This window comes from Myxosarcina sp. GI1(2024), assembly GCF_053543375.1.
Genome location: NZ_JBKGTY010000002.1, coordinates 946,058 through 960,093, shown reverse-complemented (window position 1 = coordinate 960,093; position 14,036 = coordinate 946,058). Strand labels below are relative to the sequence as shown.

Sequence of the window (14,036 nt, the reverse complement as noted above, 5' to 3'; positions counted from 1 at the left end):
ACAAATTTAATAGTAGTTAGTAGTAATAATTTAAAACCACTAATGTAAGTCTTAGCTTTGGTGTTGTTATTTTGCTTCACTCATTTATTCCGATCGTGGGTCGCGTTATAGAACTAGGTAAAATTAAGCACAAAACTAACTTTTAGTTATTTTTATTTTAAAGTTATTAAAATTTTTAACGCACTCGCTAATATCAATTTATTTTTCAATGAAGCCCGAATCAAAAATTAAATAAATAACGAACTTTTGTTTTGATTATTTGTTAATAGGTTCATAGTCAGCTCTTAACCAGATCGTGAAATTATAACTAAGTGAAAAACAGCACTAATCTAAACGCTGAATTCTAATTTGTTCTCAGGTTAAGTAAAAGTTAAATATGACTACCGAACTAATTGGTTTTGCCTCCCTTCCTGCCGACACTTTTGCCGAAGGACCTCCATCTGGCGCAGATGACGGAGAAGGTAATCCGATAGAAGCTAACGGACGCATGGGTCCATTTGACGGACAGCCCGTACAAGGTTTCAGCGGCGTACAGTTCGCACCCGATAATAGTGGGGCACTATGGTTTTTATCGGACAATGGCTTTGGTGCTCAGGAAAATAGTACCGATTACTTGTTACGCATCTATCAAGTAAATCCAGACTTTGCTGGCATAGAAAATGGAGACGGTAGTGTAGAAGTGCAAGACTTCGTACAGCTATCCGACCCCAATAATTTGATTCCTTTTGATATTGTCAACGAAGATAGTGAAGACCGTCTACTTACTGGAGGCGACTTCGATATCGAGTCTTTTGTCTTCGATAGTAATGGCGAGATTTGGATCGGTGATGAATTCGGTCCGTATTTGCTGCACTTCGACCAAAGCGGCACCCTACTCGAAGCACCTATTTCTACTCCCAACATTCCTCGACTCGACACTCTCAATGGACAAGAACCGATAGTTATCGGTCATCGTGGCGCAAGTGGACTATTACCCGAACATACCTTAGAAGCCTATCGTGTGGCGATCGCTCAAGGTGCGGACTTTATCGAACCCGATCTAGTAAGCACGAAAGATGGAGTTTTGATTGCCCGTCACGAACCCACCTTGGCGCAGGTGGAATTAGATGAGGATGGTAATATTCAGTTCGACGATGATGGTAATCCAATTCTCAGCAGTGGCACTGCCAATACTACCAATGTCTCTGAACTACCACAATTTGCCGATCGCCTGACTGTTAAAGATCTCGATGGCACCCTTGTAGGTGGCTGGTTTGCTGAAGATTTTACCCTAGAAGAAATCAAACAGATACGGGCAGTACAACCGCGAGATTATCGTTCCCAGGAGTTTAACGAAGCTTTTGAAATTCCGACTTTTCAAGAAGTCATCGAACTAGTACAGGAAGTCGAAGCAGATACAGGAGTTGAAGTCGGGATCTATCCCGAAACCAAACATCCTACCTTCTTCGATCTTCAGGGTTTATCGCTCGAAGAGCCTCTAATTGAGACTCTACAAGAAACGGGATTTACCGATCCAGAACGAATCTTCATTCAATCATTTGAGTTCCAAAACCTAATCGAACTGCAAGAAATGTTGAATGAAGCGGGTTTGGGGGATCTACCTTTAGTTCAGCTTTATGGTAATGCTACTGAAGAAGCCAGTCCCGAAGAAGGTTTTTCCGTTCCCTATGACATTCGCTACAATCTCGAACGAGGTAACGACTTAGCGGAAATTTACGGTCGAGAATTATTAGCGGCGGTAGAAAATGGTTTATCTGAAGACACCACCTATCGCGATCTCGATAGTGCAGAATTTTTGCGGGTTATTTCCGAACTATATGCTGAAGGTGCAGGTCCTTGGAAAAATAATATTCTCCTGAGAGAGACACTAGACGAACCCGTTGATGGTAACGACGATGGCGAAGCCGAAATCACTACTCAGCTAACTGGCGAAATCACTTCTTTTATCGAGGACGCTCACGCTGCTGGTTTACAGGTTCATCCCTACACCCTGCGCAACGAAGAACAGTTTTTAACCTTAGAAGCAGACGGTACGCCACAGACACCTGAAGGAGAGATAGAGCAGTTAATTCAAATCGGTGCCGATGGTTTCTTTACCGACTTCCCAGGCACTGGCGATAAAGTTAGAGATGCGATCGTCGCTGAATACGTCAAATCGCCTCAAAATCCCTATCTAGAAGAAGACGAGCTAGCCAACCTCAATCGCTCTCAAGGTTTTGAAGGGATGGCGTTTAGTCCCGATAACACTACTCTCTATCCTCTACTCGAAGGTCCAGTATTAGGCGATCCTGAAAATGCTTTACGGATCTATGAATTCGATCCCGAAAGCGGCGAGTACAGCGATGAGTTAGTTGGCTACTATCCCACCGAAGACTCTCACCCCATCGGTGACTTTACTCCTATCAACGAAAACGAGTTTTTAGTTATCGAACGGGATAACAACCAAGGTGAAGAAGCTGAATTCAAAAAAATCTTCAAAATAGATATTTCTGAGGTAGACGAAGAAGGTTTTGTCGCTAAAGAAGAAGTTGTCGATCTCCTCAACATTGCCGATCCCAATGACTTAAACGATGACGGCGAGACTACTTTCTCTTTCCCTTTCGTAACTATCGAAGACGTGGTAGTAGTTGACGAGGACACTATCTTAGTCGCTAACGACAACAACTATCCTTTCTCAATGGGTAGGGAAGAAGGTATCGACAATAACGAAGTTATCTTATTAGATTTAGAAAAACCCCTAGATCTCGCTCCCGAACTTGGCGGCGATGTTACCACACCCGATCCGACAGAAGAACTTCCCAAAGTATTCGGTACGGCTGAAAACGATATGTTTGAAGCTGATGTCGATTTTGCCGTTAGCAACACTCAAGTCTTAACTGGTGAAGGTGACGATCTCCTAGATTTAACTCAAAGCGAAGGAGGCAATTTGATTTTTGCTGGTGAAGGCAATGACGACATCATCTTGGGATCTGGCGATCGCGTTTTTGGAGTAGAAGGAGACGATCGCTTTTTTGCTCTTGGTGGCGGCGATAACGTCATTACTGGCAACTTAGGTTCTGACCAATTCTGGATCGCCAATGCTGAATATCCCGAATCTCCTAACACTATTACCGATTTTACTGCTGATGAAGATGTTTTTGGTATCGCTGGTTTAGGTATTGGTTACGATGACCTTGCTTTTACCCAAACCGATGCTGGTGCGCTGATTTCTGCCAACGGCAATGATTTAGCAATTGTGACTAACGCTCCTGCTAGCTTTATTGCTAACGAAGACAACTTTGTTTTTGCTTAAATTTAGGTACTAGGAATTTTAACAATCCGATTAACATAAATGAGGCGAGTTATAACACTCGCTTTTTTTTGTGCGATCGCGCCAACTCAATAACATTCCTATCAGCGATCGCAAGTAAGATAGAAGTAAGTTACAAGATTTACAGAACATATTAATCGCCAAGCTTTGTTAGGTATATGTACGAATTACAAGAGCTTAGAGCCAGGATTGAAACCGAGGATTATCAAGGTGCGCTGGCAATCATCGACGAATTGGAAGAGATGTCCAAAGATGACAAGTTAAACAAAATCTACAGTTATTTAGTTGTCTTGTTAATTCATTTAATCAAACAAAATGCCGAGCAAAGAAGCACTTCTTCCTGAGAGCGATCGATAAAAAATTCGCTGAAATACATCCAAAAAACTAATAAAAGACGGCGTTTTATCGGTTATTATGCCTCAACTGATGAAATATTATAGAAATGCTCGACTAAGCTTATGAAGATGCTTTAGATGAAGCCGCTTATGAAGCTTTTGGCGGTGCTTATAGTCGCGATGAATTGAAAAATATGACTAAAGAGAATGTTATTAAAAATAAGGCGATCGCTCTAATTCAAGATTCCTATTAATTACAGCACTTCTCAGTCGCTATAAATGACAATCAAGCTGACTAATAGTACAATTGTTTTAATATTTTTACTCTGGCGCGATCGTATTATGAATTTTAAAGAACTTTTAAACAGATACAAAGCAGGTGAGCGAGATTTTAGTGAACTAAACAGATAAATTAGTTGCTATAGACCTGCCGCAAATTAATTTAAGTCGTTCGACTTTAGATAGAGTTAGTTTAGTTGATTGTAATTTAGCAGGGGCAAATCTCAGTAAAGCACAACTTACTGGCTCAGATTTACAAAGAATTAATCTCAGCCAAGCCAATTTAGAACAAACAAACTTTTGCGAAGATAAAAGTATCGATTATGCCAAAATAATCGATATGGGAATTGCAAATATTTCCGAAACCTTGTCTCCAGAGTTGGCTAAATTAACCGAATCGGAACTTTACCGTAGATATAAAACTGAAGTATTGATACCTGCGTCGTTGAGAGATGCCAATCTCGAAGGAGCGAATTTAAAGGGAGCAAATTTAAGAAAAGTCTATTTAAATAATGCTAATTTAACTAATGCCGATCTAACTAATGCAGATTTGAGAAAAGCAGATTTTAGAGGAGCAAATTTAACGGGTGCTAACTTGACGGGTGCTAATTTATCGGAAGCAAATCTCAGTCAAGCAAATTTGACGAGTGCAACCTTAGTAAATACCAATCGCTACCAAACTATTTTTTGTTGGACGATTATGCCAGATGGCGATATTGAAATAAATCCTGCATTAGATTTAATTACGGAAAAGCTAAATCCTGTAAAAAGAAAAGCCTATTTACCAATTACCGTTAGAGAAGATAGAGGATCGAATGCTTCTAAGTTTGCTGGTAAACCTTGGCTAAACAAAAACGAATCATATCCTGTTTGTAGTTGCTGTAATAATCCGCTCTGCTTTTTCCTACAGCTAAATTTGGATGAATTTCCCAAAAATTTAAATGGTGAATTTGGCAGTGGTATTTTACAGCTTTTTTACTGTACTAACTAATGATAATTGCAATCGAACAAGGGCTGATAAGGCGTTAAAGTTTTCTTTGTCTAACTTTGCTCAAAATGTTCCTCCTAGTCAAATAAAAAGACAAGAGTGGTCAAAGTTTCTTCCATTCAACTTAGTGAGAATTATTCATCCTACCGATAAGCCAGAACAATACGAAACGCCAGAAATTCAAGATGATGATTGTGGGGATAAATTAGCATCAGGAGATTTTCCCGTAAAAACAATTATTGGCTGGCAAGAAATAGAAGATTATCCCGATTGGCAAGAAGCCGAACTAGCAGGAATTACTTTAGATGAGAGCGAACTAAAAGTTATTTTACAAGCAACAGATATCGATAAATCCGAACTTAATAGTTATAAGTACGATCCAAAAATGGAGGAATATTATAAAGCGAGTCAGAGAGCCTGGATCGTACATACTCTATTGGATAAATCGGCAATGTATCCACCCAGAAAAGATAAATTAGCTGGATATCCCCATTGGGTACAGGATATTGAATATCCAAACTGTCCTACTTGCGATCGCGTCATGAATCAATTTATCTTTGAATTTGCTTCTGATGACAACATACCTTTTATTTGGGTTGATGTCGGTATGGGTTACATCGTTCAATGTCCAGAACATAAAGAACAGGTTGCATTTTTCTCGCAATGGGGATAAATAACAGTTTTCAAAGAGATCGATTTAACACTCTCGACGATCAAAAACCAATTATTATCGCGCATCGGGGTGCTAGCGGTTTGCTTCCCGAACATACCCTAGCTGGTTTTCACCTGGCTTTAGAACGAGGTGCAGATTTTATCGAAACTGATGTAGTAATGACTAAAGACGGAGTGCCGATTATCCGTCACGAACCGTTGTTAAATCATACTACTAATATTTGTGACTATACCGAATATCGCGATCGCCAGACTACCAAAATCATTGATGGCGTAAGAGTTACTGGCTTTTTTGCCGAAGACTTTACTCTCGAAGAAATAAAAAAACTTAAAGCCAGACAGCCTATTGCCGAACGTAGTAAAGAGTTTGACGATCTTTGGTCAATTCCCACTCTGACAGAAGTTATTAATTTAGTAAAAGATTTTCAAGCTACTACAGGAAAAGCAGTTGGTATCGTTCACGAACTAAAACATAATAGTTATTTCAACAATATCGGTTTAAATGTCGAAAAAGCGATAGTACGAGTTCTGGTTGAAGAAAATTTTACTAAGCGCGAACAAAATATCATTCAGGCTTTTGAAATCGCGCCGCTAATCGATCTAAAAAAACACATTCTACCCGATGCAGGAATCGATCTTCCCTTACATCAGCTTGTCGCTGCGACTATTGAAAATAATAGTCCTAACTTTTCTCTACCTTACGACCTGGTTATTAACCTCAACAATTCTAGTTTGACTAAAAAAGACCTGCAAAGAATTTACTGTGATTTAATAAATTTAGGCGATCGCCATCCAGCAACCAATTATGGCAAACTACTTTCACTATCAGCATTTTACGAATTTATCAGTACCTATGCCGAAGCGGTTAATCCCTGGAAAAACAGCATTCTGTTATGTAAAAGTTTAGACAAACCGGTTAATAGCAATAGCCAAATTACCACTCAGCTAACGGGAGAAATTTTTCCTCTGATAGATTTAGCTCACCAGGCAGGTTTAAAAGTCAACGTTTACACTTTACGCAATGAAGAACCATATTTAACTCTCAATCAAAATGGAACGGTGCAGACTCCGCAAGCAGAAGCGGAAAAATTGATTGAATTGGGGGTAGATGGTTTGATTGGCGACTTTCCCGATACTTTGAAACAGGTTGGCGACCGCATTATTCTCTGACAGGATTATTTGCGAATTGCCTTCATACCACAGGGCAAACCGCCCTTCGGGTTCAGCAGTTGACGGCACTCACTACTCGGATACAAGCTCCGAGTCCTTGTCTCCTCATGGGAGAAGCACCCAAGACCGCACTGCTTCAACGTTTATCCCTACAGTACTCGCAGAATACTGGGGATACTATCAATCGCCTCAGAATTTTTAATTTCAGCTAAAGCTTCTCGGAAATCTCCTTCCCTCACATCGTGAGTAACTACCACAACTTCGGCTAGTTCATCTCGAAAGCCAATTTGCACTACCGATTCTAAACTGACGTTGTGTTTGCCAAAACAAGTACCCAAATGTCCGATCACCCCGGGAACATCTCGACAGAGAAAACGGGCATAAAACCGAGTTGCGATCGCTTCAGTTGGAGTGATAGTACAGAAATCTTGATGAGAACAACTGAGCAAGGGATCGAGAGTTGCACTCTTGCCGCTGCTTTTAAGAATGCCGACGATATTCATAATATCTGATACTACCGCACTAGCAGTCGCACCTTTCCCCGCACCAGGACCAAAAAACATTACTTGTCCCAAAGGTTCTCCTTGCACTAAGACTGCATTGTAAACTTCATTGACATTAGCTAGAGGATGAGTTTTGGGAATCAAAGTTGGATGAACTCTTATCTGTAACGAGCAATCTGGTTCGGGATTAGTTTTAGCGATCGCCAAGAGCTTGATAACAAAACCCAAACTATCGGCATAGTTAATATCCGTAGCGTTTATCTTACGGATACCTTCACAAAGAATATCTTCTCGATTAATTCTGCCGCCAAAAGCGATAGAAGCTAAAATGGCAATCTTATCGGCAGCATCCCAACCATCGACATCGGCAGTAGGATCGGCTTCGGCGTAGCCGAGTTTTTGTGCTTCAGCTAGCACCGCTTCAAAATCTGCCCCTACTGCTGACATTTGAGTCAAAATATAATTGGTAGTGCCGTTAACGATACCGATAATGCTTTGAATGCGGTTGACTCCCAAGGATTGCTTGAGTGGTTTGACTATTGGGATCCCGCCACCGACAGCCGCTTCTAGCAACACGTATATCCCCGCTTGATTAGCTGCGGTGTAGATTTCATCTCCATAACGAGCGATAACAGCTTTGTTGGCAGTGACGATGTGTTTGCCGTTGGCTATAGCTTGCAGAATCAGCGATCGCGCCGGTTCTAGTCCTCCTAACAATTCCACCACGATATCGATGTCGGGATCGCCAACGATGGCTTCTAAGTCTGTGGTTAAAGTTCCCGATGGTAGCTCAACCTGTCGCGGTTTATCGAGCGATCGCACTCCTATCCGTGCAATTTCAATTTCGTTTAACAGGGTATTGCGTCCAGCAGTATTAAGCAGTATTTCAGCCGTCCCCGTACCGACGGTACCAAATCCTAGCAAGCCAATCTTGAAAGCCACAGTTACTTATATTCCTGAGTGTAATGTAACTTTATCTAGATTAGCGGTAATGGGTAAGATTGGCTATGGAGAATTGCCCCCCGTGATTTTGATCCGGTAGTTGTTGTTGACGTTTTGTTGATAGGAACCAATCCAGACTTCATAAATTCCTGGTTGCCACTGTCCTTCAATTACGGGATTGGCAGTTTCGGCATCATCGTTACACCAAACGCCACCAGGACCTTTGATTAAAATCGTTGTATCCGCCCGACTTTCTACTTCTACTTTTAAAAAATCAAAAAAAGAATTGAGTTTAAAGATATGATTTGGTTGACGATGGACAAAACCGTCGCAATATCCCGTAGCCGTATTTTCGGTTCTAACTACTTCTACGGCGGCAGAGTTACCACCGCTAACCCCTTGGATGGTCATCGGACTAGAAATAAATTGACGGTCTATAATTATCTTCTCAATTCTGCTCTGTGCTAATGCTGAATTACCGTAACCGAGTGTCAAGCCGATAAATAATATCCAATAAAACTTCCTAAATAGATGATGTCCGTTCCTCAATAGATCGATCGATGATTTCATATTACAGACCGCGCCTGCGATCGCACTTTGCTAAATGATGGCTAAGTATAAATTTAGTTTACAATTTACTTGTAATTTACTATTTATTGCTAGACGCTGTTAGCAAGTAAGTAGTTCCAATTATAAATAAGCTTATTTCCGCTTTAATAGTGCGTAAACGAACCACTTTGTTGGCGGTTGAGGAAAGCTCGCCAATTTGCACCTTTGGCAATTTCCTCCGAGTGCTAAAAAATTTTACAGACGGCAACTGCAAAAGCCGATTTCTTATCCAGGCTGTTAATTGCCGGTTGAATTATGCAATCGACAATTAACTACTGACTACGAACATTCCCTACAGACTCATTCAAACATGAGATAAGTTTAAATCTTTTATGCTGCTATTTTCTCTAAAGCCTGCTGTAGGCGCAGCCGATCTAATTCGCGGCGATTGAGTAACAGCCAAGATTGAATTAAGTCGGGACCTTGTAATTCTCCCGTCAAAGCTGCTCTGAGCGATCGCATTACTAGACCTTTTTTAACTTTTTGGTTTTTAGTTACCTGTTTGATAATGCCTTTAGCATCAGCTTCTTCTAACTGACTGTTGTTGGCGATCGCCTCTAAGACTGCTTGAAGTATCTGAGGGACACCTTCTTGCTGCAACAACTCCGTTGCTTCTGCACCGTATTCTACAGATTCGACAAAAAAGATTTTGGTTTCTTTAATTACGTCAGTCAGACGAGTTAGAGTCGGGGCGGTCATTTCGGTCAAACTCTCTAACCAAGGGCGATCGACTTTATCGACTTCAAACCCCGCATCCTGCCAATAGGGTACGAGCAGATCGACTAACCTATCTACGGGTATCTGATGGAGATACTGAGTGTTAATCCAATCTAGTTTATTCCAGTCAAACTTTGCTCCCGCTTTATTAATTCGTTTGAGATCGAACTCCTTAGCCGCTTCGTCGAGAGTAAAAATTTCTTTGGTAGAGTCGGGAAAAGTCCAGCCCAACAAAATCATATAGTTGACCATGGCTTCGGGTAAGAAACCCAGTTTGCGAAATTCATCGATCGAAGTTACCCCATCTCGCTTAGAAAGCTTGCGTCCGTCTTCATTGAGAATTAACGGCGTGTGGGCAAATTGTGGCACAGTCGCCTCTAACGCTTCGTAAAGCAATATTTGTTTGGCAGTATTGGCGATATGGTCTTCTCCGCGAATAACGTGAGTTATTTGCATATCGATATCGTCTACCACTACCGCCAGATTATATAGTGCCTGACCGAAGGGTTCCTCATCTTGTTCGGCAGCACGGGCGATTACCATGTCGCCTCCCAAGTCACCGCCTTTCCAAGTAACCTTACCTCTAACTGCATCCTCCCAAATAATAGTGCGGGCTTCGTCGATAATAAAGCGAATTACGGGTTTGCGCCCCTCGGCTTCAAAAGCCTCTATTTCTTCTGTAGTTAGATTGCGATGGCGGTTATCGTAGCCGGGAGCGAGTCCCTTAGCTTTGCGAGTTTCGCGCATCTCGTTTAGCTCTTGGGCAGAACAATAACAGGGATAAGCTAAACCTCGCTCGAGTAAAGTTTGTACCGCCTGTTGGTACTTATCGAGTCTTTGGGTTTGGAAAAAAGGTCCTTCATCCCAGTTTAAACCCAGCCAAGTTAAACCCGATTTAATGTTTTCAGTAAATTCGTCGCGCGATCGCGCTTTATCAGTATCTTCAATTCTTAAAATAAATGTACCTTGATGGTGACGGGCAAATAGCCAGTTAAACACCGCCGTCCTCGCCGTACCGATATGCAAATTTCCCGTGGGGGAAGGTGCAATTCTTACTCTAACAGCCACAGAATACCTCTTGAATTTAATATATTTTTATTTAGTGCAGCTTTTTATTTTAACGAGATCTCGGGCGACGATGAGTGATGTTTTAGAGATTAGCGGTTTCTCAAGATAAGTATCGTAGGATTCTCTTAGTGCATTGTAGGGCGAGTTTTACCAAGAAAATTCCATCAATTTCTTTTAATCTTCAGGTATGGTCAAAACAACCTCGTAGAGATGGTGTTCGTTTTCGGCAACACCCGACCAATATTCAGAGTCTCCGCCAAATCCTGGCTGTTTTTTGAGATTTTCGATAGCTTCTCGATCTAGCCATTGTCCATAATTAATTACACGAATGCCATCGAGACTACGATGAAAATTAGCAGAAATCAGTCCTGGTAACTCCATTGCTTTAACGACGTTTTCTTTTGCCAGTTCAATCATGCGCGGTTGATTCTCAGGTGGCATCCGAAATTCGGCAAAATGAATTATGTACTGCCCTTGTTTAATTTTAGGCGTTCCTTCTTTGGACTCAGAAATAACTACTTCATAAACATGGATATCTGGTGATGCATTAAATTCTCTAAGTTTGCCTGCTTTTGCCTGTACTTCGTTGTTCTTAGTAAAGTTTTGATAGTCTGCTTGGCTTTGCCACTGGGCATAGTTAGCAACTTTTGTGCCGTCGATGCTTTGATGAATATTGGCAGAAACAAAACCAGGTTGTTGCTTGACTGTCTCTAAAAATTCTGCGATCGCATCTATCAGTTCTTGCTGTCGATCTGGTTCGACTGTAAAAATAACGATTACGGTAACGACTTCATTGTTGGTAGCAATTGTTGCCATCGAACTATATCCCCTTTTCTTGTGTTGAACAACCATAATATATTTTCTGCTGCATCAAAGGTTAGCCTAAGTTTTTATTAGGGGCAATTAATCCGACTTGATATTACTCCGCTCCATAAACTTCTAATCTCTTATTCTCATTCTGAAAGTTTGCTAATCTCAATACGTACTGTTTGCACCCCTGGCTGTACCTCAAATTCCACAATTCTAGGCGAACCAGATCGTGAACGAAAACTAATTTCACCACTACTTTCTAGACGAGCAACTTCAATTCTCTCAATTTGATTTGTTTTAGCTTTAAGTCGCAAAACTGATTGTAAATCTTTTTGGGTAATGTGACTTTGCTGCATGGCTCGATCGCACATTCGCCCGTCTCTAACTAAAACTCGCGACCGCCCTTTAATTAACTCCTCCAAATTAGGAATATGGAAAGCCGAAGCAGCAAACAGCCAATGTATTGCCACCAAAACCAAACCCGCTCCGATTGAAGGAAAAAAAGCCGATGTACCATTAATAGCGCGACTGAGAGTAGAACCGAGAATAATACCTAAAACCACGTCAATTGCGGCATACTTGCCAATAAAACGGCGATCGCCAGCTATTCTTACCATGATAAAAGCAGTAATGTAAATTACTACTGCTCTTAGTCCCATCTGCCAAATATTTAACTTCTGGGCATCTACATTTAATCCCAAAGCCAAATCGACCCAACCGTACAACGACTCAAACATAATTTATTTTCTCTAGTGCAGCATTACTTCATCAATTAAAGTTTCATCATCTAAATTGCTCGAGCGATTGGTAGTCCTGGTAGAGGCTACAGCCTCCCAAGTCCAACCGTCATTGCGTATGAAAGCGAGCAACAGCTTTCGTCTTTTTACGATCCGTTTAGTGGCTGCTAAAAACTCTGAGTCGCTCACGGTAGGAATACCTTTAGCTCTTAATAAATCTAAAGATGGCAGAGGCGGTTCGTCTGTAGCGGGTTCTAAATAGACAGAAGTCAGTGTTTTAGTAAATGCGGCACTGGCGCGACGAGCTGTCCCCAAAGCAGCAAAATCGAATTGAAAAGAACTAGCCACTCCATATTGCAATAAAGTCAAAGCTTCATCTAATGCTACTAGACTTAAAGATGCGGAGCGCGATCGCTCCGTACTATGAAAGTAATGCAAAATCGGATAGGATAAATGCTGCTCTCCTAATTTAGCGATCGTCGGCGCGATCGCGATGAGATGCTGGTCTAACTGACCGAAATCTTGACCATTCCAGGCTCTAGTTAAAATTTCATCTCCAGTTCCACCTAGAGAAGAAACGTAAATAGCAAAAGCGCGTTTGTCCGTAGCTGCCGACACTACGGGAGATAAATAGGCAATAGAAAGCGTGACGATAAAAAAGCCATTAGCCGAAGCTATTGCCGTAAACAAATTCCAGATTACCCCTTCCGGTCGGTAATCTCCTCTGCCCAAAGTCGTAAGGGTATAGGCGGTAAAATAGAGCCGGTCGAGAATATCGGCGGGCATTTTGTCAGTAGTGTTGATTATGGCATTTTTATAGGAGCAAAAAACCAAAGACCATCCAGCCCAAGTTAACAAGTTCCAGATGATAACTATGCTAGATAAAAGCAACCAGCCGAGGCTAGCCAGCAAACGATGACGAAAATTGTAACGATCGATTTTAAGAACTAACTGCCACAATCTAGCTGAGAGCCTACTGGTCAAAGGACCTCCACCTTTAAGAGTTAGAGTAGTCATCAAGACATCAAAAGTAACAATAGCTAAAATTGCTAGCCCCAAAATTATTATCAAAACTGACATATCAGTTCTCAATCGGTGTAAAAACTCGCTATGGCTTAATGTTCGCTAGCTATTAGTATAGGTAAGATGCTGAATTTCTCTCTCTATCCCCAGATTCATAAACGATTTATTAATGCGATCGAGCAAAAGGTTTGAGTAAATAGGTAACAAGGCAATTGCAGTATGAAGCGATCGCACCTTAACCAAAAGACTAATTACTACGCGCTCTCCATCCCAAAGAAGCAATAACTTCATTTAAAATAGATTCGATCGCTGGAAAACTGGCAATAGTTACGATAGTTGCAGGATAGACCCCACTACCCCAGTAGGGATGAGTAATTAGAGCACAATCTCCACAGTCGGTTACTTCAAATCCTAACAAAGCTTCGATCGCGGCAGTGTCATTTAGAGTTACATCTCCTTGACGAGAAATCAACGGATAGCCATTACGCGGATCGAACAAATCGCTGAGTAAGTTGCGATCGCGCAACAGAAAAACCAAACTACAGCCAAAGCGAAAAAACCGTTCTCGCAGTCTGTCTTTTTCTTGGGCAACTGCTTCGTCGGAGCGTTCTAAAGACAAACGAGACTGTTGTAAAACCAAAATCACCTGGCCAACTGGTCGATCCCAAGTAGGCAAAAGTTGCTTCTGATTGTCGATGATAAATTGACTGGGACGACGAAGGTAAATTTCAACTGCCGTATCAGTAGGCTCGATTAGATTTAAATCTGGTTGCGATGACATTATATCTGTCTTCTAAAGTAGAAAGTATTGGAAGCGGAGGGGAATAAGTCAGACCTAACTTGCTCTCCAGCACCTCTGCACCCCGGCACCCT

12 protein-coding genes and 1 pseudogene are annotated in these 14,036 nt (G+C 41.5%); 6 read left to right on the top strand and 7 right to left on the bottom strand.

Going from position 1 to position 14,036, the window contains the following annotated elements; genetic code table 11:
- Positions 1–376 precede the first annotated feature (376 nt).
- From ACLFKQ_RS13480 to ACLFKQ_RS13455, 6 genes and pseudogenes are all read left to right on the top strand, one after another.
- Positions 377–3,292, top strand: a complete 2,916-nt coding sequence (locus tag ACLFKQ_RS13480; RefSeq protein WP_449000293.1) for an esterase-like activity of phytase family protein — start codon at positions 377–379, stop codon at positions 3,290–3,292.
- 176 nt (positions 3,293–3,468) lie between these two features.
- Positions 3,469–3,654, top strand: a complete 186-nt coding sequence (locus ACLFKQ_RS13475) for a hypothetical protein (RefSeq protein ID WP_449000292.1) — start codon at positions 3,469–3,471, stop codon at positions 3,652–3,654.
- Positions 3,655–4,066: 412 nt separating this feature from the next.
- A pseudogene (locus ACLFKQ_RS13470) lies at positions 4,067–4,171 on the top strand (pentapeptide repeat-containing protein); the annotation flags it as partial.
- Positions 4,172–4,264: 93 nt separating this feature from the next.
- Complete coding sequence (locus ACLFKQ_RS13465; protein ID WP_449000291.1) at positions 4,265–4,915, top strand: pentapeptide repeat-containing protein; 651 nt, start codon at positions 4,265–4,267, stop codon at positions 4,913–4,915.
- Positions 4,916–5,039: 124 nt separating this feature from the next.
- Positions 5,040–5,585, top strand: coding sequence for a hypothetical protein (locus ACLFKQ_RS13460; protein WP_449000290.1), 546 nt, complete (start codon positions 5,040–5,042; stop codon positions 5,583–5,585).
- Positions 5,576–6,754, top strand: a complete 1,179-nt coding sequence (locus ACLFKQ_RS13455) for a glycerophosphodiester phosphodiesterase family protein (protein WP_449000289.1) — start codon at positions 5,576–5,578, stop codon at positions 6,752–6,754. The genes ACLFKQ_RS13460 and ACLFKQ_RS13455 overlap by 10 nt, the downstream gene beginning before the upstream one ends.
- A 149-nt stretch (positions 6,755–6,903) precedes the next feature.
- Here the strand turns inward: ACLFKQ_RS13455 and ACLFKQ_RS13450 are convergent, their stop codons facing one another.
- The 7 genes from ACLFKQ_RS13450 to ACLFKQ_RS13420 form a co-directional block, all read right to left on the bottom strand.
- Positions 6,904–8,199, bottom strand: coding sequence for a homoserine dehydrogenase (locus tag ACLFKQ_RS13450; protein ID WP_449000288.1), 1,296 nt, complete (start codon positions 8,197–8,199; stop codon positions 6,904–6,906).
- A 63-nt stretch (positions 8,200–8,262) separates the two neighbouring features.
- Complete coding sequence (locus tag ACLFKQ_RS13445) at positions 8,263–8,769, bottom strand: hypothetical protein (protein WP_449000287.1); 507 nt, start codon at positions 8,767–8,769, stop codon at positions 8,263–8,265.
- 369 nt (positions 8,770–9,138) lie between these two features.
- Entirely contained in the window at positions 9,139–10,593 is a 1,455-nt protein-coding gene (gene gltX / locus ACLFKQ_RS13440) for a glutamate--tRNA ligase (RefSeq protein WP_449000286.1), read from the bottom strand.
- Between the two features lie 174 nt (positions 10,594–10,767).
- On the bottom strand, positions 10,768–11,445 hold the full coding sequence (locus tag ACLFKQ_RS13435; protein ID WP_449000285.1) for an antibiotic biosynthesis monooxygenase family protein: 678 nt from the start codon (positions 11,443–11,445) through the stop codon (positions 10,768–10,770).
- A 101-nt stretch (positions 11,446–11,546) separates the two neighbouring features.
- Positions 11,547–12,140 carry a DUF421 domain-containing protein gene (locus tag ACLFKQ_RS13430; RefSeq protein WP_449000284.1) on the bottom strand — a complete coding sequence of 198 codons (594 nt, stop codon included), beginning with the start codon at positions 12,138–12,140 and terminating at the stop codon, positions 11,547–11,549.
- 12 nt (positions 12,141–12,152) lie between these two features.
- Positions 12,153–13,220: an ion channel gene (locus ACLFKQ_RS13425; RefSeq protein WP_449000283.1), complete on the bottom strand. Its 1,068-nt coding sequence runs from the start codon at positions 13,218–13,220 to the stop codon at positions 12,153–12,155.
- Between the two features lie 190 nt (positions 13,221–13,410).
- The gene (locus ACLFKQ_RS13420) at positions 13,411–13,944 is read right to left on the bottom strand and encodes a methylmalonic aciduria and homocystinuria type D protein (protein WP_449000282.1); all 534 of its coding nucleotides are present in this window, start codon (positions 13,942–13,944) and stop codon (positions 13,411–13,413) included.
- Positions 13,945–14,036: the final 92 nt, after the last annotated feature.

Coding starts and splice junctions, on each gene's coding strand:
- ACLFKQ_RS13430 (WP_449000284.1), bottom strand. CDS start 12,140: ATGTTTGAGTCGTTGTACGGTTGGGTCGATTTGGCTTTGGGATTAAAT.
- ACLFKQ_RS13435 (WP_449000285.1), bottom strand. CDS start 11,445: ATGGTTGTTCAACACAAGAAAAGGGGATATAGTTCGATGGCAACAATT.
- ACLFKQ_RS13480 (WP_449000293.1), top strand. CDS start 377: ATGACTACCGAACTAATTGGTTTTGCCTCCCTTCCTGCCGACACTTTT.
- ACLFKQ_RS13420 (WP_449000282.1), bottom strand. CDS start 13,944: ATGTCATCGCAACCAGATTTAAATCTAATCGAGCCTACTGATACGGCA.
- ACLFKQ_RS13475 (WP_449000292.1), top strand. CDS start 3,469: ATGTACGAATTACAAGAGCTTAGAGCCAGGATTGAAACCGAGGATTAT.
- ACLFKQ_RS13445 (WP_449000287.1), bottom strand. CDS start 8,769: ATGAAATCATCGATCGATCTATTGAGGAACGGACATCATCTATTTAGG.
- ACLFKQ_RS13455 (WP_449000289.1), top strand. CDS start 5,576: ATGGGGATAAATAACAGTTTTCAAAGAGATCGATTTAACACTCTCGAC.
- ACLFKQ_RS13425 (WP_449000283.1), bottom strand. CDS start 13,220: ATGTCAGTTTTGATAATAATTTTGGGGCTAGCAATTTTAGCTATTGTT.
- ACLFKQ_RS13465 (WP_449000291.1), top strand. CDS start 4,265: ATGGGAATTGCAAATATTTCCGAAACCTTGTCTCCAGAGTTGGCTAAA.